The sequence below is a fragment of the Streptomyces sp. NPDC029296 genome (assembly GCF_055569255.1).
The window spans coordinates 123,438-149,376 of sequence record NZ_JBVHXT010000006.1 but is presented as its reverse complement, the minus strand read 5'-3'; the positions used below and the strand labels follow the sequence as shown (position 1 = coordinate 149,376).

At 71.5% G+C, this 25,939-nt stretch carries 22 protein-coding genes, 1 tRNA gene and 2 pseudogenes; 13 read left to right on the top strand and 12 right to left on the bottom strand.

The genetic code is table 11. From position 1 onward, the window contains the following. The first annotated feature begins 5 nt into the window (after nucleotides 1-5). The 3 genes from ACZ4W9_RS07445 to ACZ4W9_RS07435 all read left to right on the top strand — a co-directional run bounded on the left by ACZ4W9_RS07445 (nucleotide 6) and on the right by ACZ4W9_RS07435 (nucleotide 2,857). Nucleotides 6-671 (top strand): hypothetical protein, encoded by a 666-nt coding sequence (locus ACZ4W9_RS07445; RefSeq protein ID WP_467933833.1) that lies wholly within the window; start codon nucleotides 6-8, stop codon nucleotides 669-671. An 829-nt stretch (nucleotides 672-1,500) separates the two neighbouring features. Next, the gene (locus tag ACZ4W9_RS07440) at nucleotides 1,501-2,007 is read left to right on the top strand and encodes a tyrosinase family oxidase copper chaperone (protein WP_467933832.1); all 507 of its coding nucleotides are present in this window, start codon (nucleotides 1,501-1,503) and stop codon (nucleotides 2,005-2,007) included. Continuing rightward, nucleotides 1,991-2,857 carry a tyrosinase family protein gene (locus ACZ4W9_RS07435; protein WP_467933831.1) on the top strand — a complete coding sequence of 289 codons (867 nt, stop codon included), beginning with the start codon at nucleotides 1,991-1,993 and terminating at the stop codon, nucleotides 2,855-2,857. Before ACZ4W9_RS07440 ends, ACZ4W9_RS07435 begins: the two co-directional genes overlap by 17 nt. A 677-nt stretch (nucleotides 2,858-3,534) precedes the next feature. On the opposite strand, the gene ACZ4W9_RS07430 is transcribed toward ACZ4W9_RS07435, so the two are convergent. Next, complete coding sequence (locus ACZ4W9_RS07430) at nucleotides 3,535-3,825, bottom strand: hypothetical protein (protein ID WP_467933829.1); 291 nt, start codon at nucleotides 3,823-3,825, stop codon at nucleotides 3,535-3,537. A gap of 794 nt (nucleotides 3,826-4,619) precedes the next feature. On the opposite strand from ACZ4W9_RS07430, the gene ACZ4W9_RS07425 reads away from it, so the two are divergent. Both ACZ4W9_RS07425 and ACZ4W9_RS07420 read left to right on the top strand, forming a co-directional pair. Beyond that, nucleotides 4,620-4,901, top strand: a complete 282-nt coding sequence (locus ACZ4W9_RS07425; RefSeq protein WP_467933828.1) for a hypothetical protein — start codon at nucleotides 4,620-4,622, stop codon at nucleotides 4,899-4,901. A 790-nt stretch (nucleotides 4,902-5,691) separates the two neighbouring features. Then, complete coding sequence (locus ACZ4W9_RS07420) at nucleotides 5,692-5,961, top strand: hypothetical protein (RefSeq protein WP_467933827.1); 270 nt, start codon at nucleotides 5,692-5,694, stop codon at nucleotides 5,959-5,961. A 614-nt stretch (nucleotides 5,962-6,575) separates the two neighbouring features. Here the strand turns inward: ACZ4W9_RS07420 and ACZ4W9_RS07415 are convergent. From ACZ4W9_RS07415 to ACZ4W9_RS07400, 4 genes and pseudogenes are all read right to left on the bottom strand, one after another. Further along, complete coding sequence (locus tag ACZ4W9_RS07415; RefSeq protein WP_467933948.1) at nucleotides 6,576-6,743, bottom strand: DUF317 domain-containing protein; 168 nt, start codon at nucleotides 6,741-6,743, stop codon at nucleotides 6,576-6,578. A 335-nt stretch (nucleotides 6,744-7,078) separates the two neighbouring features. Further along, nucleotides 7,079-7,726: a class F sortase gene (locus tag ACZ4W9_RS07410; protein WP_467933825.1), complete on the bottom strand. Its 648-nt coding sequence runs from the start codon at nucleotides 7,724-7,726 to the stop codon at nucleotides 7,079-7,081. Next, the gene (locus tag ACZ4W9_RS07405) at nucleotides 7,713-7,853 is read right to left on the bottom strand and encodes a hypothetical protein (protein WP_467933824.1); all 141 of its coding nucleotides are present in this window, start codon (nucleotides 7,851-7,853) and stop codon (nucleotides 7,713-7,715) included. Before ACZ4W9_RS07405 ends, ACZ4W9_RS07410 begins: the two co-directional genes overlap by 14 nt. A 1,438-nt stretch (nucleotides 7,854-9,291) precedes the next feature. Further along, nucleotides 9,292-9,588, bottom strand: a pseudogene (locus ACZ4W9_RS07400) (MFS transporter); the annotation flags it as partial. 137 nt (nucleotides 9,589-9,725) lie between these two features. Between ACZ4W9_RS07400 and ACZ4W9_RS07395 the strand changes: the two are divergent. Together ACZ4W9_RS07395 and ACZ4W9_RS07390 are read left to right on the top strand one after the other, a co-directional pair. Further along, nucleotides 9,726-9,962 carry a helix-turn-helix domain-containing protein gene (locus ACZ4W9_RS07395; protein WP_467933822.1) on the top strand — a complete coding sequence of 79 codons (237 nt, stop codon included), beginning with the start codon at nucleotides 9,726-9,728 and terminating at the stop codon, nucleotides 9,960-9,962. A gap of 128 nt (nucleotides 9,963-10,090) precedes the next feature. Then, a pseudogene (locus ACZ4W9_RS07390) lies at nucleotides 10,091-10,524 on the top strand (transposase); the annotation flags it as partial. A 240-nt stretch (nucleotides 10,525-10,764) separates the two neighbouring features. Here the strand turns inward: ACZ4W9_RS07390 and ACZ4W9_RS07385 are convergent. Beyond that, nucleotides 10,765-10,840, bottom strand: a tRNA-Arg gene (locus tag ACZ4W9_RS07385). A 330-nt stretch (nucleotides 10,841-11,170) separates the two neighbouring features. On the opposite strand from ACZ4W9_RS07385, the gene ACZ4W9_RS07380 reads away from it, so the two are divergent. The 4 genes from ACZ4W9_RS07380 to ACZ4W9_RS07365 all read left to right on the top strand — a co-directional run bounded on the left by ACZ4W9_RS07380 (nucleotide 11,171) and on the right by ACZ4W9_RS07365 (nucleotide 17,743). After that, nucleotides 11,171-12,769 (top strand): dynamin family protein, encoded by a 1,599-nt coding sequence (locus tag ACZ4W9_RS07380; RefSeq protein ID WP_467933820.1) that lies wholly within the window; start codon nucleotides 11,171-11,173, stop codon nucleotides 12,767-12,769. Between the two features lie 3 nt (nucleotides 12,770-12,772). Beyond that, a complete protein-coding gene (locus ACZ4W9_RS07375) occupies nucleotides 12,773-15,286 on the top strand; it encodes a GTPase (protein ID WP_467933819.1) in 2,514 nt (837 codons plus the stop codon). 290 nt (nucleotides 15,287-15,576) lie between these two features. Continuing rightward, on the top strand, nucleotides 15,577-16,053 hold the full coding sequence (locus tag ACZ4W9_RS07370) for a single-stranded DNA-binding protein (RefSeq protein WP_467933818.1): 477 nt from the start codon (nucleotides 15,577-15,579) through the stop codon (nucleotides 16,051-16,053). 361 nt (nucleotides 16,054-16,414) lie between these two features. Continuing rightward, a complete protein-coding gene (locus ACZ4W9_RS07365) occupies nucleotides 16,415-17,743 on the top strand; it encodes a TQXA domain-containing protein (protein WP_467933947.1) in 1,329 nt (442 codons plus the stop codon). Nucleotides 17,744-17,996: 253 nt separating this feature from the next. Here ACZ4W9_RS07365 and ACZ4W9_RS07360 read toward each other — a convergent pair whose 3' ends face one another. Further along, nucleotides 17,997-19,190, bottom strand: coding sequence for a cellulose-binding domain-containing protein (locus ACZ4W9_RS07360; RefSeq protein ID WP_467933816.1), 1,194 nt, complete (start codon nucleotides 19,188-19,190; stop codon nucleotides 17,997-17,999). Nucleotides 19,191-19,393: 203 nt separating this feature from the next. Further along, nucleotides 19,394-20,068: a lytic polysaccharide monooxygenase auxiliary activity family 9 protein gene (locus ACZ4W9_RS07355; protein ID WP_467933815.1), complete on the bottom strand. Its 675-nt coding sequence runs from the start codon at nucleotides 20,066-20,068 to the stop codon at nucleotides 19,394-19,396. Nucleotides 20,069-20,555: 487 nt separating this feature from the next. Between ACZ4W9_RS07355 and ACZ4W9_RS07350 the strand changes: the two genes are divergently transcribed. Both ACZ4W9_RS07350 and ACZ4W9_RS07345 read left to right on the top strand, forming a co-directional pair. Then, nucleotides 20,556-21,122 (top strand): Uma2 family endonuclease, encoded by a 567-nt coding sequence (locus ACZ4W9_RS07350; RefSeq protein ID WP_467933814.1) that lies wholly within the window; start codon nucleotides 20,556-20,558, stop codon nucleotides 21,120-21,122. 221 nt (nucleotides 21,123-21,343) lie between these two features. After that, complete coding sequence (locus tag ACZ4W9_RS07345) at nucleotides 21,344-21,877, top strand: hypothetical protein (RefSeq protein WP_467933812.1); 534 nt, start codon at nucleotides 21,344-21,346, stop codon at nucleotides 21,875-21,877. Here ACZ4W9_RS07345 and ACZ4W9_RS07340 read toward each other — a convergent pair. The 4 genes from ACZ4W9_RS07340 to ACZ4W9_RS07325 all read right to left on the bottom strand — a co-directional run bounded on the left by ACZ4W9_RS07340 (nucleotide 21,813) and on the right by ACZ4W9_RS07325 (nucleotide 25,783). Continuing rightward, a complete protein-coding gene (locus tag ACZ4W9_RS07340) occupies nucleotides 21,813-22,625 on the bottom strand; it encodes an IS5 family transposase (RefSeq protein WP_467933811.1) in 813 nt (270 codons plus the stop codon). The genes ACZ4W9_RS07345 and ACZ4W9_RS07340 overlap by 65 nt on opposite strands. A gap of 433 nt (nucleotides 22,626-23,058) precedes the next feature. Then, nucleotides 23,059-23,289: a hypothetical protein gene (locus ACZ4W9_RS07335; protein ID WP_467933810.1), complete on the bottom strand. Its 231-nt coding sequence runs from the start codon at nucleotides 23,287-23,289 to the stop codon at nucleotides 23,059-23,061. Then, entirely contained in the window at nucleotides 23,286-24,116 is an 831-nt protein-coding gene (locus tag ACZ4W9_RS07330; protein ID WP_467933808.1) for a hypothetical protein, read from the bottom strand. The genes ACZ4W9_RS07335 and ACZ4W9_RS07330 overlap by 4 nt, the downstream gene beginning before the upstream one ends. Before the next feature lie 380 nt (nucleotides 24,117-24,496). Next, nucleotides 24,497-25,783 carry an AlbA family DNA-binding domain-containing protein gene (locus ACZ4W9_RS07325; RefSeq protein ID WP_467933807.1) on the bottom strand — a complete coding sequence of 429 codons (1,287 nt, stop codon included), beginning with the start codon at nucleotides 25,781-25,783 and terminating at the stop codon, nucleotides 24,497-24,499. Nucleotides 25,784-25,939: the final 156 nt, after the last annotated feature.

Sequence of the window (25,939 nt, the reverse complement as noted above, 5' to 3'; positions counted from 1 at the left end):
AACCCATGCGTGATCTGCCCGTCCGGCGTCTCGCCTGCACCGTCCTCTGCGCGTCCGTTCTGGTCGGTGTCACCGGCCCAGTGGCCCTCGCAGCCGACGTGGCCCGGGAGAACGGGCGTACCGAGTCCCAGGTGTCCGTCTCCGCGGCGGAGAAGGAGGGGCTGCTCGCCCGGGCCAGGGCCCTGGGGAGCGCGAACCCCGAGCTGGATCCGGTCGTCGAACTGCTCCGCCAGTCGTTGGAGAAGGGCAGCCTTCCCGTCGACGAGGCCAGAAGGCTGGGGGAGGCGGCGAAGACGGCCGTCGCCAGAATGGCCGCCGGTCCGGCACCGGTCACGATGGCGAAGCCCGAGACTCCCACCGTCCCGGCAAGCCCCGCATCCACCGCGGCGTCCGCGGCCTCCCCGAGTTCGGCCGGCCCGGTCGCCGCGCGGCACGCGCACCACGGTGCGCCCCTGGCACGGGACTTCTTCGACGACCTGTTCTCCGCCCTGGAGACAGCGATCGACAATTTCGTGAAGGCGATCACCGGCGACCCCGACCAGCTCCTGCCGACCGCCACCGACGTGATGTCCGGCCTGGAGCAGCTGGTGGACGCGAACACCACCAAGAGCGACACGTCCGCTCCCACCGTCGTGTTCCTGCCCTCCCTGTCCGCCTTCCCCACGGAGTGACCCGGCCGCCGGCCGGCTGACGCCCCGATCCTCGCCTGGGCCGGTGTCGCGCACATGCGACACCGGCCCAGGGCGTGTCGAAACGCCTCGCTCGGTGGTACGGCGCGATCCCTGGCGCCACTGCGGACGGGGCAGGAGCCGACGGACTGCGCAAGGGCCGCCGATACGACCGCGCACGAGCCTCGGTACCCGGGGAAGCCGCCCTCCCGCGCCGTGGACCCCGGCACGCTCGCGCTGCTCGCCTGGACGGCCGGAAACGGGGCGGATGACGGCCGGCCGCCCCGCTTGCCCGCCTGCTCCCCGGGTGACGGCTCGGACCCGCACCCACCGCCGCGGCCCGGCTGCTCGGCGGCACGGACGCGCCTCGCCGCACCGGGCCCGGACCCACGTACATCCCGTACGAGGGCCAGCGCCCGGCGCTCTCCCCACCTCCGGCCGGGATCACCGGAGCACGCACCTGACGCCGCGAGGCCCGGCCCTCGGGCGGACGGCGGGAGTTCGACGACAGGACCCGGGGCTCTCCGCCCACACGAACGCCACCGCCGGCGTGTACCTGCCCGCCGGTGATCGCGCGCATGAGGTCCGGGCCACCCACCGAGCCGCCGGTGCGGGCCCCGCGCCCCGCCTGTCGTGAAGGTCCCCTGCCCGCGCCCGCCGGTGAGAGCTTCGGCCCGCCGGGCGCCGGATGTCCCGAGGACGGCGCCCTCGCCCCTGTCCCGCACCGTGACCGCTCACAGCCGCACCCTCCGTATGGCTCTACGGCGGTGACCCTGCGCGCCTCCGTCCGGTTAGGCCGGTAGGGACATCTGTAACCGGACGAGGAGCGAGCATGGTCGTCAGTGTCGGTGAAGTGGAGTTCGGTGCCCGGCAACAGGCCGGGACAGAGGCGGCCAGACCGACCCGCAGGGAGGTGGGGCGGGGGCTGCTGGCCGTCACCGCCGCGCTGGCGCTGACCCCGGTCCTCGCCGCCTCCCGGCCCGTGCCCCCGACCGGGGAAGCGGACGGTGGCTCCTTCGACGAGGTCTACCGGGGCCGCCGTATCCAGGGCGTCCTCATGCCTGCGGTGGGGCGTGGGGCGGCGGGCGGCGCATGGCGGATCACTGTCGACGGACGTCCGCTGCACCTGATGCGCCGGGCGGACGGCACCTGGCTGAGCATGGTCGACCATTACACGTCGTACCGGACCCCGCTGGAGGCGACCCGGGCGGCCGTGGACGAGGTCGGTCCCGGCCGGCGCCTCCGCGACCTGGCACCGGACCGGTCCGACGGCGGATCCTCCGGCGCGCACCCGGGCGGCCACGCTCACACGGGGGGACACCATGACGTACGTGCGTAAGAACGTCCGCACCCTCACCGCCGGGGAGCGGCGCCGGTTCGTGAACGCGCTGCTGGCGCTCAAGCGACGGGGTGAGTACGACGAGTTCGTGCGCATGCACCTCGACTACTTCAACCCGGACGGCGAGCACGGGCTGCGCAGCGCGCACATGGCGCCGTCCTTCCTGCCCTGGCACCGCAGGTTCGTGCTCGAACTGGAGCGGGCCCTGCGCCGGGTCGACTCCTCGGTGACGGTGCCGTACTGGGACTGGACCCGGGATCGTACGACGACCTCCGTGCCGTGGACGAAAGACCTTCTCGGCGGGAACGGCCGGAGATCGGACCGGCAGGTGATGACAGGCCCGTTCGCCTATTCGGCGGGCCACTGGACCCTCAAGGAGGGCGTCACCGACGGCAGGTTTCTCACCCGGGACCTGGGGCGCGCGGCGGCTCCCCTCCAACTGCCCACCAAAAGCGAGCTGCAGTCGGCGCTCGATGATCCCGTCTACGACGCGTGGCCCTGGGACTCGACCGTCCGCAAGGGCTTCCGCAACAAGCTGGAGGGCTGGGGGACCGGCAGCGGCAGTGCCTCCTGGCGCAACCACAACCGGGTGCACCGCTGGGTCGGCGGCGCGATGCTCGGCGGCGCGTCCGTCAACGACCCGGTGTTCTGGCTGCACCATGCCTTCCTGGACCTCCAGTGGTACCGCTGGCAGCGGGCCCACCGCAGCCACCGTTACCTGCCGGCCAAGCCGCCCGGCGCCGGCGACGCCCAGCACGGACGGGTCGTGGCCCGGCACCAGAAGCTGCCGCCGTGGAGCGAGACCCCGGACCAGTTGGAGGACATGAGCCGCATCTACCGGTACGCGTGACCCCGTGTGCCGCGGTCGCGGCACGAAGTCCTGCGCCCGGAGTTCCGGGCCTCGCGACCGGATGTGCCGGTCCGACCAGCCGCCGCGGCCGTTGTCGCCGGGCGTTCCTTCACCGCTGCCGGCGGGGCGGGCGTCACCGGGGGCCGGGTTCGGCGAACTGATGACGCCGAGAGTCCGCACGGGTTGGCCGGGATGTACGCCGGTACCTGAAGCGGGTTGCCGGCCGGAGCGCCGGGCGGTCCGACGGCCGGGCGCCCCGGGCACCCGCCGCGGCCGGGGCCGGCCCGGCCCCCCTGATCACCGCGGCGCCGATGACGGCAGCGACAGCGGTGCCTTCGCGATGGGAGACGTTCTCCGTCTGTCTCCGGGGAGCGCGGCGGCAGACCGGCCGCCGCGTTTCCCACGCAGCGCCCCGCACGGGACGGGCACGGACACCAGACGGTGATCACCTTCCCGACATGCCACCTGGACACCTGGCTTGCCCGGCCTGACCGTCCGTCGGCCACCGGCCAGTCGGCCGACCACAGCCCCGGGGCCACAGCGGAGACGTCCAAGGCCACTGCACGGTCGTCCCGCTGCGCACAACACGAGGGAGCGGCCCCCGAAAAAGGATCGGGAGCCGCTGGGAAAGGAAAACGAATGCTGGTCAGGAAGGCCGCGTCAGCTGCCTGCCGTCGTCAGCGGTACTCGTCCTTGTCGAGGAAGAAGTTGGCCTCGCGGATGGTGTCGTTGTCGTCCACGACGACGATCTTCTGCTGCTCCTTCTCGTAGTTCTTGGAGCAGTCGATGTTGTTGTTGGCCGAGGACAGGATCGGGATGTCGATCACCTCGACCGTGTCGCAGCTGAGGATCTGCGAGCTGTTGTCGAACTTGGGGGTGTCGTTGTCAGCAGCCGAGGCCGTGGAGGCAGCGCCACCGGCTACGGCCAGCGCGGTGAGGGTGCAGGCGAGCGCCTTCTTGAGAGCCATGAGAAGTCTCCTTTGTTGGGGTGATGGGGAGTCGAAAGCACGGGCTCTGGGGGGAGCGGCGCGCGTTCGGCGGCTGCCGCGCCTAGCGATTCGTGCGGGCGAATGACCAAGCGTCTGCAGCGCGACTACACCCTAGAAACGAAGCGGCCATCTGCAGGTTTTGCTCCAACGGAGTGAAGCGGGGAGGCGTGCGGGGCCCCACTGCCCTGCGTCTTCATCGCACCAGGGCGGGGTCGGCTCGGTATGTCATCCCGGCCAGCGAACACTTGATCTGCGCGGCAATGCCTCGTCCCGCGCGGCAATACCGTCCGGCACCGTGCTTCCGTTGCCCTGCGACAGTGCGGGCTGAGCCCCCCCCCGCTGGGAACCGGTCGGACAGGAACAACGGCCTGTCGAATGCCCGACTCGGCTCGCTGTGTGCGGTGTCCATGACTGCTCTGCAAGGCGGAACCGCTCACGCATATGAGGGAGCCCGGACGTTCGCTGACAACACTCGGAACTTTTCCTGTGTGAGCATCCAAGTGCTCGACCTCCCGATCGCATCGGTGTCGCAGGCCGGCATCGACTGTTCGGTGCGCGGAGAGTCGGGCGCCAACGTCCGCGGTTCCTCGGTAGAGGCTTCACCCGGTGGGAGCAACATCCGTCGGGCCGCGGATTCGTTCACTAATTGGTCGCGCTGGAAGCACAGCCCCACGCCATGGCTGACAGCGCGGTACCACTGAGTGCGGGTGACGCCCTTTCAGGAACTCACCCGTTCTCATGCTCCGACCAACCCAACTCCACAGGAGACCCACATGGTTCTCAAGAAGGCGCTCGCCTGCACCCTCACCGCGCTGGCCGTGGCCGGGGGCGCTGCCTCCGCGGCCTCGGCTGCCGACGCCGACGACTTCCTGCGTGACGACAACTCGAAGATCCTCAGCTGCGACACGGTCGAGGTGATCGACATCCCGATCCTGTCCTCGGCCAACAACAACATCGACTGCTCCAAGAACTACGAGGAGGACAAGAAGCAGCTCATCGTCGTCCACGACGACGACAGCTTCTCGAAGACGAACGTCTTCAAGAAGCACGACTAGCAGGCACTCGCGGCTGCCGCTGACCCGCGGGTCCAGCAAACCGTTCTGAGTCGTTCAGACATCACCAGGACGGGCGCGACCAGCTGCTCACCGGTCAGATCGGAGCGGTCTCCAGCCGCCGGGTTGGAGACCGCTCCGCGCTCTCTCTTGCTATGCGTTATTTCGGAAAGCGTTGAAACGAGAGTGACTTCCTGTTCCGCAGAGATGACTCCTCAACGTATGGCCCGAGTACGGCGAGCCGTGGCCGCGGCCGTTGCCTGCCCCCTCTGCTCGAGTCCCGACGAGGCTGACGCCGAAGTCATCCTGGATTCTTACCGGATTTATACAGAATGGCACGTGGGTACCATCGAGGCGTACGCGCGGGCCAAGCATCTAGTCGGCGACGAAGCGTGGCGCGAGAATGCGTTGAGCTGGGTCGACGACTTCAATCGCGAACACGGCCACGGACCTACCTGGGACGCGTTCCGTTGCAGTGACGCCGTATGGCGCAAGCCCTGGGCAGAAACTCCCCATACCATCCGGTCCACCACCTTGCCCGTCCTGGCCAATCGCGGGTACTTGGACGGAATGCGGACACCCTACTCGATGCGCAGAAGTAAGTGCTCAAAATCGAGGAAGCCGCAACAGGAGTCCTGTGTTGTCGGTATCGAAGAAGTCTCGGCCGTTACTGCGTGAGGCGCTTCCTGACGTTGCGGGAATCCCCGCACGCTCGTCTGGCAACCTCAAATCACGGAACGACTTGTCCACCGCGACGAGACCTGTTTCCGTAGGTCGAAATGGAGAAAACTCAATGAAGTTCAAGAGTGCCCTGGTCTGCGCCTTCACGACACTTTCCGTTGCCGGTGGCGCCGCCGGCACTGTGCACGCAGCCGACGGCGACACGCACGGCTTCGACGATAGCGGGCAGATCCTTAGCTGTGGCGTCGTCGAGGTCCTCGACCAGCCGAACGTCGGGCCCGCCGACAACACGATCGACTGCTCGCACAATGTCAAGAAGGAAGAAGTTGTGGCGGTGCACGTGGTGAACGAAGTACTCCCCGCCGATTGCGAGCGTAGCTGACCGCACGTCTTGCCCTCACGGTGGGCGGCCGATTATTCGGTAACGGCCCGTACCGCTGCCGTGGGCCGCGGGCATGGTGCGACGACGAGGTCGGGCACTGTCCGTGTCCCGCACAACCAGATCGGCCGCCCGGCTTGCCGGGGCTGACGGAGCCCCGGCACCGATGCCGTTGATCTCGTTCGCGCCGGGCGTGGCACCAGTCCTGTCGTGGCCGGTTTCCTTGACGGTCGTGGGTCACATGCCTGCAGAAGGCTGCATTCCGCCGGAGACCCGTGGCGACCTCGCGTCCTTCCGCCGCGCCTGCGCGGCCCGCGGGCCGGCCCTTGCCGAGGGCCGGCCCGACGCGCTGTCAGTGCGCTGCGACTGGTGCGAGGCGCCGGTCGGCGAGCCGTGCCGCCGTCTGCGCATCGGCCCAGAGGTCTCGCCCGTTGCAGCGCGCCGCGGGAGGAGCCGCACCCCTGCCGCAAGGACTTCGCCGCCGCCCGGCAGGGCCGGAAGACTGCCATGGCCTGACCGGCCCTCCCCGTGGTGGCTGATGTGGGTGGTGAAGGACGCGTCCATCGCTCCGGCATGCGGCTGGCCGATGTCGGGAAGCCAGCCGTGCGGTGACCGCTTCAAGGACCAGTTCCCTGCCGCCCGGCGGTGTTGCGGTCCCGTGCGTTGAGCCCGACGAGGAAGCCGGCGATGGCCTCCCGGGGGACGCCGGGGGTGAGGTACGCGGACCACTGCGCGAGCGGACTGCTCGTGTCCGTGCGTGCGGATACGTGGCAGGCGATCGGCAGGGCCCCGAGCAGGATCGGCTCGCCCGGCAGGAACCACTGGGTCCACCGGTGGTGTCGAGGCTGAGGTGGAGGACGGTGCCGCGCAGGACCTGGCGCGGGCCGCCCCGGAATATCCGCGGTGGTGCACGGACTCCGTGTGGGTCAGGGGGGAGGCGGGCGCCGTTGAGAAGGAGGCACCGGTCCGTTCGTACGCTTCGGTTCCACCGGGACGTCATCGCGGACGGCCCGGCCGGCGCGGACGCGGAGTCCGTCGCACGGCCGGGCCATTGGTTTGCCGGCGGCGGTCCGCCGGACGCCGGTTCACCGGACGCCGGTTCGCCGGGCGCGACCGTCGGTCATCTCGCCGCGGTCAGATGGGCGAAGACCACCACGTTGCTGGTGTAGCCGGTGCGCCGGCTGAACAGGCCGCCGCAGGTGATGATCCGCAGCTCGGGGCGCCCGGTCGCGCCGTAGACCTCCTTGTCGGGGAAGCCGGCCTTGTCGAAGACCTCCACCCGGTCCGCGGAGTAGACGGCGGTACGTCCGTCCGCCCGCCGCACCTCGACCGTCTTGCCCGGCTTCACCTGGGCGAGCCCGGCGAAGACGGCGGGTCCGCTGCGGGTGTCGCGGTGGCCGACGATGATCGCGGTGCCGGCCTCGCCCGGCGTGGGCCCGCCCTCGTACCAGCCGACCAGCCGGGGCCGGTCCACCGGGGGCGTCTGCAGCTCCTGGTTGGCGTTGAGGCGGAGCGGGACGACCGGGGCGTCGATGCCCAGGGAGCGCACGCGGAACGAGGTCGGCCGGGACCGGGGCAGGGGGCGGGGTGGCGGGGCGGGCGGGGCCGCCGCCTCGGCAGCGCCGCCCGCCCGGCCGGCCGTGGCCGGTGTGTCCTGTCCCGCGCAGCGCGAGCCGACCGTCACCAGGACCACCACCAGCACGGCCGTCCGCACCAGGCGGTAGGCGCGGGACCGGTACCGGGGCCCGCGCCGTCTACGCGGCGCCATGGGGGCGGCGGCGGATCACCCGGACGTACACAACGGCACCGACGGCGACCAGGCCCACGCCCGCCGCGGCGGCCACCGGGGAGTACGCGGCGGCCGTGTCGGCGAGTCCGCCGCCGCCCGCGTGCACACCGCCCCTCGGGCCGCAGTGGTCGCCGCCCTGCCCCCGAGCCCCCGGGCCGCCGTGGTCACCGCCCTGCCCCGGAGCCCCCGGGCCGCCGTGGTCACCGCCCTGTCCCGGAGCCCCCGGGCCGCAGGGAGCACCTGGCTCCCCTGGGCCGCCTGGGCCGCCTGGCCCACCGGGAGCACCCGGGCCCCCGGGGCCCCCCGGAGCGCCTGGGCCGCCTGGGCCGCCTGGCTCCCCTGGGCCGCCTGGGCCGCCTGGCCCGCCGGGAGCACCGGGGCCCCCTGGGCCCCCCGGGGCCCCTGGGCCGCCTGGCTCCCCTGGGCCGCCTGGGCCGCCTGGCCCGCCTGGCCCGCCGGGAGCACCGGGGCCCCCTGGGGCGCCTGGGCCGCCTGGAGCGCCTGGGCCGCCTGGGCCGCCTGGGCCGCCGGGAGCACCGGGCCCCCCCGGAGCGCCTGGGCCGCCTGGAGCGCCTGGTCCGCCGGGAGCACCGGGGCCCCCTGGGCCGCCTGGAGCGCCTGGAGCGCCGGGAGCGCCTGGACCGCCGGGAGCCCCCGGGCCCCCGGGACCCCCCGGAGCGCCCGGTGCCCCCGGTGCCTCCGGGCCGCCGGGAGCGCCCGGAGCGCCCGGAGCGCCGGGAGGTCCTGGAACGCTGGGTGCGCCGGGTGCGCCGGGTGCGCCAGGCGGGCCGGGAGGGCCGGGAGGTCCTGGAACGCCGGGTGCGCCGGGTGGGCCGGGAGGTCCCGGAATACCGGGAGCCCCCGGAGCCCCCGGAGCCCCTGGAGTCCCCGGAGTCCCCGGAGTGCCCGGAGTGCCCGGAGCGCCAGGTGCGCCGGGTGGGCCGGGGGGTCCCGGAATGCCGGGAGCGCCTGGAGTCCCCGGAGCACCGGGTGCGCCAGGAGTCCCCGGAACGCTGGGTGCGCCTGGAGCGCCGGGTGCGCCGGGAGCGCCCGGAGCCCCCGGAACGCTGGGTGCGCCGGGTGCGCCCGGAGTCCCAGGAGCACCCGGAGTCCCCGGAACGCCGGGAGTCCCCGGAACGCCGGGAGTCCCCGGAACGCCCGGAAAGCCCGGAGCCCCCGGCACCCCACGTCCGCCGGCTTCCCCGGGGCCAACCCCCCCGGGGCCAACCCCATTCGCCCCATAGCCCGCCCCGTGGGCCCCGTATCCGTGTGACACATCCGCCCACGTCGTGCCCGCAGAGGCGAGGGCGGCGTCGCCGTTTTCCCCGTGAGCCACCGCGTTCGGCGCCGCTACCCACCACGCGCCTGCCGCGGCGAGGGCAGTGAGGACGACGGTGGCACCCGCGCGGGAGCCGATCGCATGAGGGGGTGTCGGGGTGGGCATTGCGCTCCTCCAGGTTCAGATGATTTTCATACAAATCCCTCTTTCGCCTGGACACTGCCCCATGACCCGCGCGGATCCCGGCAACGGCGCCGGGCATGCGTCAGATATCGCTCATACGGCGCAATTCCGGTCCCTCCCGGCGCTCCCGCGTCACCCGTTCGTCCCCCTTGCGGGTCCGTCCGGGCGAGCGCAGCGCGACCTCCGAGGAGACCAGCAGCCCGCCGAACAACACGAACGGCGCCGCCCTCTTCGCCACCCCGGCGACCAGTCCGGCGGCGGTCGGGGCGGCGACCTGGCCGAGCCGGCTGCCGGTCAGCCGCAGGGCGAGCGCGGTGGAGCGAGTCTCCTCGGGCGCGGCGGCCTGCATCGCTGTCGTCATCGGCGGCGGCTGCCCCAGGGCTGTCTTACTGCCGGCCGAACGCCCGGTCACTCTGCGGGAGTTGAGGACGACGCCGGTCCAGGGCCTGAGTCGGCGTACGGCGACGCCTGTGCTCAGACCGGGAAGGTTGGCGGGGTGGTAGCTCCGGCGGTTGGATGTCCGGATACGTGTGTCCGATTACTGGCGGCGCCCGGGTGCCGGCGAACGCAAAGCTCGTGCAGGCCGGCGAGGACACCGTCCCTTACGTGATCCAGCGGTTCAACGAGATCGGCCTGGCCAGCCTGGACCCTCGATGGGCGGGAGGCCGTCCCCGCCTGCTCAGTGCTGGCGACGAGGACTTCGTCGTGCAGACGGCCCTCGCCCGGCTAACTGAACGTTCCAGAATGAGATAGGCGTGGCGACTGCTTGCCGGCGATCTTCGCAGGCAGAGTCCGGCAGTGGCTGCCGATCTCGTCCCGGACGAACCGTGGGGCCGCATAGCCCCATTACTGCCGCCGCGACAGAAGTTCGGCACAGCCGGCGTCGACTGCGGGACTGGACCGAGGCCGGAGTCTGGCCGTCCCCGCACCATGTCCTGCTGACTGAACTGGGCGCTGCAGACACGCTGGACATGGACGACTGCGCAGTCGGCGGCTCCCACGTCCGGGCGCTCAAAGGGGAGATCGCGTCGGACCTCCACCGGTCGACCGCGGGATTGCGGGGCCGCCCGCGAAACCGGCTCGAGCGGACGTTCGCCGATCGAGGCTACGACTTCGACAAGTACGTCGCCTGCTGGGGAAGCGCGGTCTCAAGCCGCTCATCGCCAGGCGAGATGAGACCCATGGCTCCGGCCTGGGGAAGACCCGGCGGGTGGTCGAGCGCACCTTCGCCTGGCTCCACCGGCTCGAACGCCCACGCATCCGCTGTGAACGCCGCGCCGGCCTCCACCACGGGCTCCTGCAACTGGCGTGCTGATCTTCTGTCTTCGCCAACCGCAGGCATCGTCCGGGAAGGATCGGTGGGGTCGTTGGCGTGCGTGATGCACGGGTGGTTCTGATCGCGAGACGTCGAACACTGTTCTCGGCCACTGCACAGGGAGCAGCGTGCCGGTCCTGTTGGCGATCTACGCTCCCGGACCGTGTTTGTGCGCATGTCCACAGGTAGTGCGCGGCCTATCTGGCCGGTGAAAACGATGCGACCCTCGCGAGGTGTCAGTGGCGCCCCCGGCAGGACTCGAACCTGCGGCCAAGCGCTTAGAAGGCGCCTGCTCTATCCACTGAGCTACGGGGGCCGGGTGGGGTGGCTGCGTGCCTGGTGGCCTGGTGGGGGCCGATCCGTGACGTTGCCGGGGTCAAGGATAGGGCTCCCGGTTCCTTGACCCTGTCGCTTCCCCTCCGTGGCTCGATGTGGAGGTTCGGTGAAGCGCTCCCGATAATCGCAGGCAGGTGCGAATCGTGCATCGCTTTTGGCGCCCGACGCACCGGGTGTTGTGCACTCGTTATGCCTGGACTGGGCCAGTGCCCCACTCATCCCCTCCGTCCGTTGTGTCCTGTCGGCGCGCAGACATGTCTATATGCTTCAGAATTCCCCTAAAATTGGGCATTCTTCGCATGTGGTGACCATGGACGTACGGCCTCAGCTGCTCGACACACTCTCCGCTCTGCGCGACCGTGTCGCCGCCGCACGCTTTCCGCTGCCCCTGGCCGGGGCGCCACGCGCGCGTGCCAACCGCGACGAACTCCTCGCGCAGCTCGACGACTATCTCGTCCCCCGATTGCGGCACCCCGAGGCGCCGTTGCTCGCCGTCATCGGCGGCTCCACCGGGGCGGGGAAGTCGACGCTGGTGAACTCCCTCGTCGGCCGGCGGGTGAGCGAGGCGGGCGTGCTCCGGCCGACCACCCGGACACCGGTCCTCGTCTGCCATCCGGAGGATCATCACTGGTTCAGCGGCATGCGCGTGCTCCCCGCCCTCACCCGCGTATGGGCCCCCGACCGCGACCCGGCCGAGGAGTTCCCGCCCACCGACGACGACCACGCGCGCGTGCTCCGCGTCGAGACGGCCGACACCCTCCCGCGCGGCCTCGCCCTCCTCGACGCCCCCGACGTCGACTCCCTGATCGCGGACAACCGGCACCTCGCCGCACAGCTCATCTGCGCCGCCGACATCTGGATCATGGTCACCACGGCCGCCCGCTACGCCGACGCCGTCCCCTGGCACCTGCTGCGCACCGCCAAGGAGTACGACGCGACCCTCGTCACCGTCCTGGACCGCGTGCCCCACCAGGTCGTCTCCGAGGTCTCCCGGCAGTACGGCGCCCTGCTCACCAAGGCCGGGCTCGGCGACGTACCCCGCTTCACCGTGCCCGAGCTGCCGGAGTCCGCCTGGGGCGCCGGACTGCTGCCCGCCACCGCCGTCGCGCCCCTGAAGAGCTGGCTCGTCCACCACGCCCAGGACCCGGCCGCCCGCCAGAACGTCATGGCCCGCACCGCCTACGGCCTCCTCGACTCGCTGAAGGCCCGCATGCCCGAGCTGGCCGGCGCCGCCGCTGCCCAGTACGCGGCGGCCCTGCGGCTCACCTCCGCCGTGGACGCCGCCTACGACAGCGAGCACGCGCGCGTGCGCAGCCGCCTGCAGTCCGGCGCCGTCCTCGCCGGGGACGCCCTCAAGCGCTGGCGTGCCTTCCCACTGGACTGCACCGCAGGGGAACTCCTCGACGCCCTCGTGGAGAGCCTGGCCGCCCTGCTGCTGTGCGCGGTCACCGCCGCGGACGAGCGCGTGGACGACGCCTGGCGGCGCGAACCCGCCGCCCGCGCCCCCGAGCTGACCCCCCGCGGCACCTCCCTGGAGAGCGCCGAGCACCGCATCGGGCTCGCGGCCCGGCGCTGGCGGCGCGAGCTGGAGGAGTACGCCGAGGACGAGGTACGGGTCCTGGAACGCACCGGCGCCCCCGACCCCGAGGTCGTCGCCGCCCTCGTCGCCACGGCGGTACTGGGCGGGCGCCGGGCGCGTACCGCCGGCGAGGGGCTCGCCGAGCGGCTCGGCGCGCACGGCGTGCTCCGGCTGCGCGACCGGGCCGGACGGCTGCTCGCCGAGCACGTGGACCGCGTCATGTACGCCGAACGCGAGCGGCGCCTCGCCCCGCTCGACGCCCTGGACGTCCATCCCGAGCCCCAGGCCGAACTCATCGCCGCGCTGTCCGTACTGCAGAAGGAGAGGTGACCGGTGACCGCCGTCACTGACCAGGACCACACGGAGCACACCGACCACATGAGGCGCACCGACAGCGGCAGCGGCGACACCGGGTCCCTGGAGCACGGCGGTCGCGCCGGCGCGGGCGGCGCGGACGGCACCGAACGCGCCGGCGGCCTCGCGCATGCGCGGCTGAGCCCGGTGAAGGAGGATGCCGGGGACGACGGCCGCCCCGCGCACGAGGACCAGGGCGACGCCGACGGGGGCGAGGAGGGCGGGGGCGGTGCCCCGCACGCGCGCGTGGAGGACGAGAACGGCGACCGGGAGCAGGAGCACCAAGGCCGGCCGGGCGGCACCGCCCGTGACCACGGCCACCAGGACGGCACCGGCCGCGACCACGGCCGGGACACCGAGCCCGACCGTGGCCACGGCTCCGAGCGCGAGCACGGCCGTGGCGCCGACCGCGAGCACGGCCGTAGCCGCGACCGGGACCGGGAGCATGAGGACCGCGACCGGGAGCCTGACCACGGCCGGGACCGGGAGCGTGACCACGGCCGGGACCGGGAGCGTGACCACGGCCGGGTTGCCGAAGGCGAGCGGGACGGGCACGCCGTACAGGACCGTGACCGTGACCGCGACCGGCGCGCCGAGCCCGGCGGGACCGCCGACCGGGACCGCCCCGCGCGCGGGCGTGGTGCCGAGCAGGGTGTCTCGCTGCCCCGACCCCACCCCCCGCACCCCCCGCACCCCGCGAGGCCCCGTTCCGCGGCCGCCGGCACCACGCCCCCCAAGCCGGCCGCCACCGACGGTGAATCCGCCACCCCCTCGGAGACCTGGGACGACGGTCTCATCGCCCGACGCGTCACCGAGGCCGGCTCCGCCGCCCTCGCCGCCGAGCGCGCCTCCGCGGCGGAGCAGCCGCACCGCGGGCCGGGCGCGCACGTCCCGGTCCCGCTGGCCTACGACGGCCCGCTGCGGTCCCGGCTGAACGCCCTGCGCGAACTCGTGGGACTCTCCCGTACCCGGCTGGACAGTCACACGCTCGCCGAGGCGGGCCGGGTCCTGCACGAGGCATCCGCCCGCCGCAAGCTCTCCGGCCGGCACACCGTCGTCGCCCTGGCCGGCGCCACCGGCAGCGGCAAGTCCCAGCTGTTCAACGCGCTCGCTGGCGTGCCCATCTCGGAGACCGGCGTACGCCGTCCGACCACCGCCGCGCCCATCGCGTGCAGCTGGAGCGACGGCGCGGCGACCCTCATCGACCGGCTGGGCATCCCCGGCCGGCTGCGCCGCCGCCCCCTGCACAGCCCGGACAACGAGGGGCAGCTGCGCGGACTGGTCCTGGTCGACCTGCCCGACCACGACTCCGCCGCCGTACAGCACCGCGAACAGGTCGACCGGATCCTGAAGCTCGTCGACGCGGTGATCTGGGTGGTCGACCCCGAGAAGTACGCCGACGCCATGCTGCACGAGCGCTACCTGCGGCCGATGGCCGGGCACGCGGAGGTCATGTTCATCGTCCTCAACCAGGTGGACCGGCTGCCCGGGGACGCCGCCGACCAGGTGCTGGACGACCTGCGGCGGCTGCTGGACGAGGACGGCATCGCGCTCGGCGAGCACGGCGAACCGGGCGCCACCGTGCTCGCGCTGTCCGCGCTCACCGGCGAGGGCGTCGGCGAACTGCGCGAGACCCTCGGCCAGTTCGTGGCGGAGCGCGGCGCGGCGGCCCGCCGGGTGGCGGCCGACCTGGACGCCGCCGCGACCGGGCTGCGGCCCGTGTACGCCACCGGGCGGCGGGCCGGCCTCACCGAGGAGGCGCGCGAGGAGTTCGCCGCGCGGCTGGCGGACGCGGTGGGCGCCACCGCGGCGGGCGAGGCCGCCGAACGGGCGTGGCTGCGCAACGCCAACCGCGCCTGCGGCACGCCCTGGCTGCGGCTGTGGCGCTGGTACCAGGGCCGCGGCGAGGCCACGACGGGCCGGCACGCGGTCCGTACCCAGGCCGACGAGGAGGCGACGGCCCGGCAACGGGTGGAACAGGCGGTCCGGACCGTCTCCGACCGGGCCTCCGCCGGGCTGCCCGCGCCGTGGGCGCAGGCGGTGCGCGAGGCGGCCGTACGCGGCTCGCAGGGACTGTCGGAGGCGCTGGACGCCCTGGTGGCGCGGGCCGGGCTGCCGCCGGGCCGTCCACCGCGGCCGGGCTGGTGGCCGGTGGCGGTGCTGGTCCAGGCGGCGATGACGCTGCTGCAGATCGTGGGCGGCGGGTGGCTCGCCGGGCAGATCGCCGGGCTGATGGCGCCCAACCTGGGCGTACCGGTGCTGCTGATGGTGTGCGGGATCGTCGGCGGGCCGCTGGTGGAGTGGGGGTGCCGGATCGCGGCCCGGGGGCCCGCCCGGCGCTACGGCCAGGAGGCGGAACGGCGCCTGCGGGAGGCGGCGGCGAGCTGCGGCCGGGCCCGGGTGCTCGATCCGGTGGCGGCGGAGCTGCTGCGGTACCGGGAGGTGCGGGAGCAGTACGGGAGGGTCGCCCGGAGCGGGGCCGGGGTGGTGTGAGCGGGCCGGGAGAGTGGCGGGGGTTTTCACCCGTGCGGGTGACGGAGTTATCCACAGGCGGGCGGCCGTCCACAGTGCTCGGCGGGCCCGGCCCGACGGAGGCAGTCTGAGGCCACGGCGATCGCACGGCGGTCCGGCCGCGCAGGCGGCGGGCGGTTGCGGCGATCGGCGGGACGTGCGGGCGCGTACGGCAGTCGTACGCGCCGGCACGGCAGACGCAGCCGTACGGGACGGGCCCGTACGTGTGTCCGCCCGGCCGGAAGCGCTCGGGCGGGGGAGGGGAGCGAGACATGAACGAGACCATCGTCTGTGTGGTGGGCAACGTGGCGACCCAGCCGGTCTACCGCGAGTCGGCGGCGGGTCCGTCGGCCCGGTTCCGGCTGGCGGTGACCGCGCGCTACTGGGACCGGGAGAAGAGCGCCTGGACGGACGGGCACACCAACTTCTTCACGGTGTGGGCCAACCGCCAGCTCGCGGTCAACGTGGCCGCGTGCGTGGAGGTGGGCCAGCCGGTCGTCGTACAGGGCCGGCTGAAGGTGCGCACGGAGACACGGGAGGGGCAGCAGCCGTGGGCCTCCGCCGACATCGACGCCGTGGCGATGGGCCACGACCTGACGCGCGGTACGGCACTGTTCCAGCGCGCGGCCCGGCCCGACGCACCGCCCGCGGCGACCCGCCCGGAGCCGCACTGGGAGACACCGCGCCCACCGGACCCCGGGGACGAACAGGCCGGCCAACAGGCCCCGGAACCCCTACCGGTGACGTGACGTCATGTGCCGCCGCCGACGTGTGCGCCAAGCCGCCGGAATCGCTTCCGCCGCTCGCCACACTGCCTGAACACGCCGCAGGAGCGGTGGATTTGTCGATATGGCCAGCCCATGGAAGGGCCCGGCGATAACGATTACGGATCGGATCGGCCATCGGATGATCAGACCGACGGGTCGGCCTCCCAGTGATCCATAGGATGCCGGGCGTGCCCCTAGGGGCTGCCGATTTCTGCTGGTGGGACCGTCCCCCACGTCCAACGGGTCCTGCTCGAAGGGGAATTCTGTGCTTGCTGCGCTCTCTGGGCTGTGCCGGTCCACCGGAACCGCCCGCCTGGCCGCCGCCGCCACGGTGTCCGGCCTCATGGCGGCCGGAGTGCTGTCCGGCGCCGGTACGGCGGTGGCCGCCGAGGCACCGCGGACCGGAGGCGGGGCGACGGCCACCAACAACGGGCTGAAGACCTACGGCGAGGCCGTGATCCACGAGGACGGCGGGGACCTGCGGGTCTCGGCGGGCCTGTTCGAGATGTCCGTGGACGGCGGCGGCACCCTCCAGACGTACTCCGTCGACCTGCACAACCCGACCCAGCGGGACGCCCGGTACCAGGAGACGTCCTGGAACGGCACCTCGCTGGGCACCAACAAGGACGCGGGCCGGATCCGCTGGATACTCCAGCACTCCTACCCCCAGGTCAACGATCTCGCCGCACTGGGCCGGAAGGCGGGCACGCGCGGACTGACCGAGCAGGACGCGGCGGCCGGCACCCAGGTGGCCATCTGGCGCTACTCCGACGGCGCCGACGTCGACGCCCTCGACCCGCAGGCCGAGAAGCTCGCCGACTACCTCCACAAGAGCGCCCGGGGCGTCGCCGAACCACGGGCCTCGCTCACCCTGGACCCGCCCGCGGTCGCCGGCCGGCCGGGCCAACGGCTCGGTCCGGTCACCGTGCACACCGGCGCGAGCGCGGTCACGGTGAGCCCGTCGGCGGACGCGGCCACCAACGGGGTGCGGATCGTCGACAAGAACGGCAAGCCGATCACCTCGGCGAGGAACGGCAGCCCGCTGTACTTCGACATCCCCGAGGACGCGGCGGACGGCACGGCCGAGCTGACCGTGCAGGCGTCCACGACCGTGCCGGTGGGCCGGGCCTTCGCCTCCGAGAGCCGCAGCCAGACCCAGATCCTGGCCGGTTCCAGCGAGTCCACCGTCTCCGCCACCGCGACGGCCGACTGGGCCGCCGAGGGCGCGATACCGGCGGTGTCGGCGCGCGAGAACTGCGCCGAGGGCGGGGTGGACATCACCGCGGTGAACAAGGGCGACCAGCCGTTCAGGTTCCAGCTGATGGGCGCCGTCCACACGATCCCCGCGGGCACGACCCGCACGGTGACCGTGCCGCTCCAGGAGGACCAGGCCTACGACTTCACGATCACCGGCCCCCACGGCCCCAGCCGCCGCTTCACCGGCGTCCTGGACTGCAAGACCCAGGGCGCGGTCACGACCCAGACGGCCCGGCTCCCCAACGAGCCCGGCCCGGCCTCGGTCGGCGGCAACGCCGTGGACACCACCGACCTGGCCGCGACCGGCGGCTCCGCCATCACCCCCCTGATCGCCGGAGTGGCCATCGGCCTGGTCGTGATCGGCGGCGCGGTCCTGGTCGTCCTGCGCAGGAAGGACACGACACCGGAGGCGTGAGGGAGCGGGGCCGGCGGAGGGTGCCGGCCCGGCGGGGGATATCGGCCCGGGGGGACCGGGCGGGAAACGGCCCCCTGAGCCTGGATGGCCGTGAGTCCGGGTGGTCACGAGTCCGAGTGGTCATGAGCGCGGGTGGTCATGAGCCCGGGTGGTCATGAGCCCGGCCGCCGGGATCCCGGGGTGCGGGATCGAAGCGGCCGGGACCCTGGACGCGGGGGACCCTGTGCGTACGGGACCCCGGTGCCTCCTCCCCTCAGCAGCCGATCGGTGACGAGCCGGCGGCCACGTCGTCGAACCACAGGGTGTCGTCGCCGGTGCCGTAGCTCTCCCAGCCCAGCCGCAGGGCGGTCGGCCGGGGCGGAGTGGTCCGCGAGAGCCACTGCTGGTCGACCTCCTGGGTGGGTACGCCGTCGGCGTGCAGGCCGGGCACCTGCTGGTCGCCCAGCCAGGTGTCCAGCTTGGGCGCGGAGGTGTCGATGGCGAACCGCAGGCACTGCCAACTGCCCGTCGGCAGCGGCTTGCTCAGCGCCACCCCGGCCGGGCTCTGCGCGGGGAGTGTGGCGTCGTCGCTCTCCCGGTTCCACTGCAGGGCGCCGTTCTGACCGCCGACCCTGAGTGCCCGGCCGCCCTGGGAGCTGTCGGGCATCGAGACGAAGGTGACATGGGAGGAGGGGAGCGCGGTGGTGTGCCGCACCCACATACGGACGTACAGCACCGGGCCGGCCGTCGACAGGTCGGCGGTGGCGGCGACGAAGGCGTGGTTGCAGTAGCCGGCCCGGCCGTCCACCCGGATCGACCTGGTGCCGCTGTGCGCGACGGCCGTGTCGACGGTGGCCGTGCCCGTGCCCTGGCAGTCGGGCGCGGTGAAGCGCCAGGCGCCGGACGGGGAGGTGCCGGACTGGTCCTCGAAGTCGGAGCACAGGACGGAGCCGCCGCAGCCGGCCGGCGGCTGGGTGGGCGGCGGGGTCCCCGGTGTGGTGGGCGGCGTGGTCGGCGGCTCGGTGGCGTCACCGCCGCAGGAGACGCCGTTGAGGCTGAAATCGGTGGGCGCGGGGTCGGCGGACTGCCAGGTGCCCTGCACCCCGAAGTCGGCGGCGGCGCCGCTCGGCAGGGTGGCGTTCCAGTCCGTGCCGACGGCGGTCACGGAGCGGCCGGTCTGGGTGACGGTGGCGTTCCAGGCGGAGGTGACGTGCTGGTCGCCGCCGTAGGTCCAGGTGAGCCGCCAGGCGCTCAGGGCAGGGCCGAGGTTGGTGACACGAACCTGGGCGGTGTAGCCGCCGGACCACTCGTTGACGGTGTAGTCGACCTTGCATCCGGCGGCGGCTCCGGTGCCGGCGCCACTGGCGGGCGCCGCGACCAGGAGAGACACCGCCAGCCCGATCAGGGCCACGGCTGCCGTCAAGGGTCCGCGCACCCATCGCGGGCACCGCGCGGGCAATAGGGGCATTGCTCCTCCTGGGGAGGTGGGGAGGTGGGGAGGTGGGGAGGTGGGGGGGAGGGCGGGAGGGGGCGGGGGACGGGGGCGGGGGCGGGAGAAGCGGAACGGAGGAGGGGCCCTCGGGGCTGGGAGCGCTCCCAAGTGGATGGATGGACGCGGCCCGGTCGGCGCCGGGCCGCGTCCGGTGGGCGGGAGGCCGGTGAGGGCCCGGGTCAGCGGAAGTTCACGTCACTGCACAGGAAGTAGGTCTGGTCCATGTGCGAGGCCTGCCAGATGGTGTAGACGACGTGGCGGCCGGTGTAGCCGGAGGTGCTCACGGGGATCGAGTAGTTCTGGCTGGGGGCGTACCTGCCGGTCTTGGTGACCAGTTGCAGGTCCTGCCAGGTCAGCGGCTGGGTGGTGGGGTCGAAGCCCTGCCGGGTGACGTAGACCAGGAAGTAGTCGGCGCCGTGGCTGGCCTGGTCGTTCAGCTTTACGGTGAAGTTGGAGCCGATGTCGGTCGTCTTCCAGGGGCCGACGGCGTCGAGGGCGTTGTAGCGGCCGCTTTCGGTCTGGCCGCCGCTGCACAGCTGTCCGTTGGGGATGACGGCCTGGAAGTTGCCGGCGGAACCGTTGCGGTACAGGCCGTTCCAGTTCCACATCGCGTTGGGGTTGGCCTGCCAGGCCTGCCAGCACATGGGGTCCTGCTGGGCCATCGCCGGGTTCTGGAAGTCGCTGCCCCAGCGCTGCCAGCAGCCGTAGTTGCGGGAAGCGGGGTCGATCACCGAACCGTGCGCGGAGGCGGTGCCGCCCCAGGTGATCAGGCTGATCAGTACGCCGATGAGGGTGCTCAGGACGAGCGTCAGCCGACGGACGGTGCGGTGAGGTGCATGCTCATGACAATGCATTGCGGGTTTCTTCCTGTGGGGGACGTCTTCGCTGCGCGGGTTGCCAGATGCGTGGGAGCGCTCCCGCGCCTCAAGGCTGCGCGGCCCGGAACGAGGGGGCAACGGCTTGTTTCCGCCAAACCTGAAGGCTCGTCCCTTGGGGCAAGCTTCGACAAATGGCACTGAACCTCACGCCGCGCTCCTCACCGGACGCACGCAAGCCGTCGGTGACCCCCTGAGGGCGGCGAGTGGCGCATTCGCTTCGGTCGGGAGGAGGACTCACATCAGGAAGGCCGCTGAGGGTGAGGCGGGTGCCGTAACCGTTCGGCTCTACGAAGGACACACGCACCCCGGTGCCGCCCTGATGATCGACGCCTGCCAAACCGCAGCGGCGGTCCAGATGCGGCGCCGAGATCGACCAGGCTCACCGGGCCGACCCGACGAGGCCCAGACAGTACGCTGAGTCCAGCGGGATCGGGCCCGCGGCAGAGTGTCCGGGAGGCATGTCATGACTGCCGAGATGGTGGCCCCGGCGTGGATGCACGAGCAGATCACGGCGGAGCAGTACGAGTCGTGGTCCGAGGAACAGTGCGTCGGCATTGAGATCGTGGACGGAATGGTCGTCGTGAGCCCTAGCGCGTCCAAGCGGCACAACCGGCTGGCCCGGGTCCTGGCGAACGCCCTTGACGCCGCCGCAGGCCCCGACTGGAACGCCGACACGGACTTCGACGTCCGGCTGCAGGACGTCCCGCTCACGAATCGCCGTCCGGACGTCATCGTCTACCGCGCGGACACGATCGATGTCACCCCCACCCGGCCCGAGCACGTACTGCTGGTGGCCGAGGTGGTGTCGCCAGGCTCGGAGACCACCGACCGGATCGTGAAGGTCGACCAGTACGCGAAGGCGGGGATCGGCTTCTACTGGCGGATCGAGCAGGCCGCGACGGGCGTGCCCCTCGTTTACACGTATGTCCTCGATCCCGCGACGAAGACCTACCGGGACGGGGACGTGTACACCGGGGTGGTGAAGGTCACCGCCCCGTTCGCCGTGGAGATCGACCTCGGGCAGGCCTGAACCGGGTCCCTCGCAGCCGGAAGTGCGGCCAGTCCAATTCGGGGGTGGCACTCCCTCCGAGTGGCCCGGACCGCGTAGGGCACGGTGCAAGTCGAGGTGGTGCGGGCCTTACAACGCCTAAGAGGCCGTTCTCTTTCCGAACCTCGTGTGCTTGTTTTCGCTGGTCAGGCGTGGAGTAGCTGCTGCTGCGGGAGTCTGGATCTGTTGCCGGGCGAGGAGTCGTGGAGGTCGTGGATGCCGTCGGTGCGGGCGGTGCTGAGACGCGGCAGAAGGCCGCAGCCGCGCAGGTGAAGCACCTCGAAGCCGAGCTGGAACGGGTGCGGGCGGCTCTGGCGGACGCCGAGGAGGTGCACCGGCGTCGGGTGATCGGCCTGGAGCAGTACTTGGAGGCGCTGGCCGAGGAGGACGCGCCCGCCGACGCGACCGGCGGGATGTCACAGAAGAAGGTGGTCGGACGGCGCCGGGCGGTGCCTCACCGGCGGCACGCAAATGAGGTGACGGAGCTGTCGCCGGACTATCAGGCGTTGATGGCCGCCGCGGCCGATGCGGGGGGCGACGGGCTCGGTGCCCGGCGGGCGGCGGTGGTGCTGGGCTGGGACAGTGCGTCCGCTTCCCGCGTCGAAGGCGCCAGGGCACGGCTGAAGCGGCTGGTGGAACGAGGCTGGCTGGTCGAAGCGAAACCGGGCAGCTTCACGCTGCCTGTCCCGCCTTCGCAGCAGGACGCTGATGCCGGGCGGCCAGGCGGCGGCTCATGAGCATGGTCATCGACCACAGGACGACGGCTTTGCCGGTGTCCGGGCGACGTTCGTAGTCCCGGACCAGACGCCGGCTGCGCAGAAACCAGGCGAACGATCTTTCCACGACCCACCGGTGGGGCAGCACCTGGAACCCTCGTGTGTCGTCGCTGTGGCGGACCACGTCGAGGACGATATCGAGCTGGGCTGCGCTCCAGTCGACGAGGTGGCCGGTGTAGCCGCCATCGGCCCACACCCGTGCCAGCCGCCCGAAACGGTGCCTGGCCGCCGACAGCAGGACGCGGGCGCCGTCCCGGTCGGTGGTCGACGCTGGTGTGACCAGCACGTCCAGCAACAGCCCGAGGGTGTCGGTGAGCAGGTGCCGCTTGCGTCCGTTGACCTTCTTTCCCGCGTCGAAACCGCGTGAGGCGAGGCCGACAGTGGCGTCCGCCTTCACCGACTGCGAGTCGATGACCGCCGCACTCGGCTCCACATCACGGCCCTCGGCCCGGCGGACGGACTCCCGCAGCCGGTCGTGCAGCTCGGCGACCAGTCCCGCATCCCGCCAGCGGACGAAGAAGGCGTACACGCGCGGCCAGGGCGGGAAGTCCGCGGGCATCGCCCGCCACTTGATGCCGTTGTCGACGAGGTAGCGCACCGCGTCGATCATCTGCCGGTGGCAGTAGCCCTCCGGCCGCCCGCCGCGGCCCGAAAGCCAGCCCGGAACCGGCAGCAGGTCCCTCACCACGGCCCACTCGGCATCGCTCATGTCCGAACCGTACCGGGGCCGACGCTGCGGCCGGTCGACCGCGTTCCCGAACCTGTGGGCGAGGCAGTCACACCCACGAGTGGACGAACTGGACTCGGCGACCACGACCACGCGACACTTCGACAACAGGGCCTCTTGCTTCTCGCTGGACTCGACATCCGCGAGCTACCAAGAGGCCCTTCCTTCATGCACCCACCCCGGACAACTCACCCGAACCAGGCTCCCGTTCGAACCTGTCCGACCGCGCGAGCGGATAGAGAACAGGCAGTCAGGCAGCCACTTTGGCGCGAGCCTCGAAGATCACGGCCCCAACGTCGTGCTTTACCGGGCAGGTCCACAGACTGCCCGACGCGCCGGAAGCTTACGGGGCCATGATCACTCGCCCCAAAGCAGCTCCAGCCCAAAGCCGCTCCACCGACCTAGAAGGACCAGCTCAGGCCATCCGAGCTGCTAGCTCATCCAAGCTGAGGAAGTAGCGCGCATGCGTCTGAAGCAGGTCAGCCCGGCTTTTGGCACTCAGGACGACTACCTCGACGTTTTCATGGTCGCGGTACTGCCTCTCAGCCGCAAAGCGGGCCGAGAAGGCGTCTCGCCGGCGCTCAAACTCCTGCTCATGGAGCAGGCGACCGGCAGAGCGGTCATACACGACGAGAACGTTAGTCATGAACCCACGCTACCAAGATCACGTCGCTCTCCTACAGGTGTCATCTCGCTCATGTCGTGTCGGAACTTGGCCAGCCCCTTGCGAACCTCACCCCAAAGCCTCCCCAGCTCCTCCGTCTCCTCCTGGTCCCAGGAAGCCTCGTACTTCTCCAATGCGTCAATGAGTCCGCTAAGCGCGATGGCACTGTCGACCATTGCTTCGTGGAGACGGTACGACGCATCGTAGATCTTTCGTGCGTGAGCGAGGCTCTCCGGCGTCGCCTCCGCGGACGCACGCTCCACGCTGTCCCACCAGTGGGCCGGGGGCTCGCCGTAGCGGATACCACGGCCGATCAGGTCAGCCAGCTTCTCGAACATGTCAGCCCACTCATGCTGCCACCGCGTCCTGACCTGGACCTCGACTGGTACACCGTCCGGGTACACGATCACATGCACTGCCCTGTAACCGGCACTGGGCTGAGCGCGGCGGTCCACGATCTTCGCCTCACGCTCAGTTGCCCGGAACGCATGAACGATGGCGTCGACCGCACCATCCTGAGCCGTTCTATCCCCATCAAGCACGATCCGCATGCCCGCTAGATCCTGAATGCTCTTGAGCCACGATCCACCATGCCTGACCAGCTTCTCCAAGATCGTCCCAGTGTTCTTGACCCGGCTTGTCGGATCGAACCCCAGACCGCGAACCGTCTCCAAGGAGGCAGCGAGCGTGTCGTCATACGCCAACAGCAGTTCTCCCAGCGCTGCGAGATCTTCCTCACTCGGCTCACTGGACTTAACCAGACGCTCGCCAAGGCGAGTGATCTGCGACTTACTGAAGGGCAGCGACATACACGAGGTTCTAACACCCTTCGGGTTTCGATGGGATGCCGTTTTGCTTGATCAAGACGACGGAACAGGCGCGAACCCCTGACCGCCCACGCCTCAACACAACTCAAGGCGAGCACCCTCCGAGCGCGACACGCCTGCGGGCCGTCCCAGGGCCGTCAGAGGGTGCTCAACGACGACCAACGCTGACAACCGCCGACAGCTAAGTCGCAGGTCGCAGCGTTGATCGATTGCACGGCCGCAGGTCAGAGACCCAGCCCTTGACTTCTTCGGCTACTGGGTGTAGCCGACTGCTCTCGACTCACCCTCGTTATCGTCAGTGAGGCCCCTCTGCGCCACTCCTATCCACCGCCGCCCCTTATGCGCCGTAGTCCGGTTACTGGTCAGTCGTGCAGGACCGGGAAGTTGGGATGGAGGTAGCGCCAATCCAGGGCCATGTTGCGCAGGGCTTGGATGACCGCGTTGGGCAGGTCGCCAGCGGCCACGAGTTCCTCGTTCAGGTGCTCGCTGCCGCCGCGGAGGCGTCCTGCGCCGGTCGGCTCGCCGAGAAGGTTGGTGCTGAGCGTGTTCTCTAGCCACGGATCCCCCTGCACGCCGGAAGCAATGTGCAGTTCGATGGGTGGCGTGGGAATCGACGCAGTGCCGAGCAGCTCCAGGGTGAGGGTGGGCAGGGCGTGCCGGATCAGCGCGCGTACGGCCTCGTAGCACGCTTGCACCCACAAGTCGTTTGCGATCTTCTTGCCACCGGTCCAGAGAAGCAGGTCGAAGAGCACGTCCAGGCTGCTGCCGCCGTTGGGCAGCGTGGCACTGCACTCCAGGCGTATGCCCGCCTGATGCGGACCGGGAATGGGATGGCCGGCCGCGAGCCGGACGTGACGACCGTTCCCGTGCTCGGGATCGATCGTCCATGGCTGCTGGTCCTGGTGGGTCCGTACCCGCTGCACAAGCGCGTGCAGCCGCTCCGGCAGCTCGTACGCGCCTGTGAGGCTGGGCGCACTTAGCGACCGCATGAGGGCGTCGACCGTTGTGCCGTGCAGCCGAAGACGGGCGGCGTCCCTTCGCAGTGGCCGGGAAACCGCGGCACGGATGACTAGGTCGGGCGGGGCCGCATCCCTCTGGAAGCGTGTGGCCGAGCGGTGGTCAGGCAGGAAGCGCGGGTCACCAGTGTAGGCAAGCACCGGATCGGCGGCCTGCTGGAAGAGTGCGTACACGAGGCGACGGTCAGCAGGAATGTTGCGGCCGTCCAGACGGACTCGGACGACTCCCTGGTGGAACAGCGGTCGGGGCACGCTGTCCGGGTCAATCCGCACTACGAGAAGGAGCCGGTCGTCCACAGTGACCGGGATGACGTCCGGCGTCCAGCCAGGCGGGTCGAAGGTGGTCGCCATCTTGCTGACCAGCCGGTCTTTGTCGATCGCCTTGACTCCGACCAGTTCCCCGGGCAGGTTCTTGTCCTTGGGGTGGGCGTCAACGCCGATGAGGACGATGCCGCCGTAACTGTTGGCCATGGCTGCGACGGTGTCGGACACTGCATCGACATTACGTTTGTAGTCGAGGGTGAAACTCTCCTCCAGCTCCAGCGCCAGGAAGCCGCGGACCATCTCGCTGTCGATCAGCTCGACGGGGGCGCTAAACAGGGGATGTGCGAGGTTCGGCATGGTCACCAGCATGGCGTTCCTGCATCCTTCGGCGCACACGGTTTCATTACATCGGCGACCGAGAATGGAACGTCCTCCAGCGCTTCAGTGCCGGCCTCTGTTCGCGCGTGCGACTCTCTGCCCCACCGCTTGCGGCCGACTGCCAGATCGGAACTGAGCTGACGTCCG

Coding starts and splice junctions, on each gene's coding strand:
- ACZ4W9_RS07445 (WP_467933833.1), top strand. CDS start 6: ATGCGTGATCTGCCCGTCCGGCGTCTCGCCTGCACCGTCCTCTGCGCG.
- ACZ4W9_RS07440 (WP_467933832.1), top strand. CDS start 1,501: ATGGTCGTCAGTGTCGGTGAAGTGGAGTTCGGTGCCCGGCAACAGGCC.
- ACZ4W9_RS07435 (WP_467933831.1), top strand. CDS start 1,991: ATGACGTACGTGCGTAAGAACGTCCGCACCCTCACCGCCGGGGAGCGG.
- ACZ4W9_RS07430 (WP_467933829.1), bottom strand. CDS start 3,825: ATGGCTCTCAAGAAGGCGCTCGCCTGCACCCTCACCGCGCTGGCCGTA.
- ACZ4W9_RS07425 (WP_467933828.1), top strand. CDS start 4,620: ATGGTTCTCAAGAAGGCGCTCGCCTGCACCCTCACCGCGCTGGCCGTG.
- ACZ4W9_RS07420 (WP_467933827.1), top strand. CDS start 5,692: ATGAAGTTCAAGAGTGCCCTGGTCTGCGCCTTCACGACACTTTCCGTT.
- ACZ4W9_RS07410 (WP_467933825.1), bottom strand. CDS start 7,726: ATGGCGCCGCGTAGACGGCGCGGGCCCCGGTACCGGTCCCGCGCCTAC.
- ACZ4W9_RS07395 (WP_467933822.1), top strand. CDS start 9,726: ATGTCCGGATACGTGTGTCCGATTACTGGCGGCGCCCGGGTGCCGGCG.
- ACZ4W9_RS07380 (WP_467933820.1), top strand. CDS start 11,171: ATGGACGTACGGCCTCAGCTGCTCGACACACTCTCCGCTCTGCGCGAC.
- ACZ4W9_RS07370 (WP_467933818.1), top strand. CDS start 15,577: ATGAACGAGACCATCGTCTGTGTGGTGGGCAACGTGGCGACCCAGCCG.
- ACZ4W9_RS07365 (WP_467933947.1), top strand. CDS start 16,415: ATGGCGGCCGGAGTGCTGTCCGGCGCCGGTACGGCGGTGGCCGCCGAG.
- ACZ4W9_RS07360 (WP_467933816.1), bottom strand. CDS start 19,190: ATGCCCCTATTGCCCGCGCGGTGCCCGCGATGGGTGCGCGGACCCTTG.
- ACZ4W9_RS07355 (WP_467933815.1), bottom strand. CDS start 20,068: ATGCATTGTCATGAGCATGCACCTCACCGCACCGTCCGTCGGCTGACG.
- ACZ4W9_RS07350 (WP_467933814.1), top strand. CDS start 20,556: ATGACTGCCGAGATGGTGGCCCCGGCGTGGATGCACGAGCAGATCACG.
- ACZ4W9_RS07340 (WP_467933811.1), bottom strand. CDS start 22,625: ATGAGCGATGCCGAGTGGGCCGTGGTGAGGGACCTGCTGCCGGTTCCG.
- ACZ4W9_RS07335 (WP_467933810.1), bottom strand. CDS start 23,289: ATGACTAACGTTCTCGTCGTGTATGACCGCTCTGCCGGTCGCCTGCTC.
- ACZ4W9_RS07330 (WP_467933808.1), bottom strand. CDS start 24,116: ATGTCGCTGCCCTTCAGTAAGTCGCAGATCACTCGCCTTGGCGAGCGT.
- ACZ4W9_RS07325 (WP_467933807.1), bottom strand. CDS start 25,783: ATGCTGGTGACCATGCCGAACCTCGCACATCCCCTGTTTAGCGCCCCC.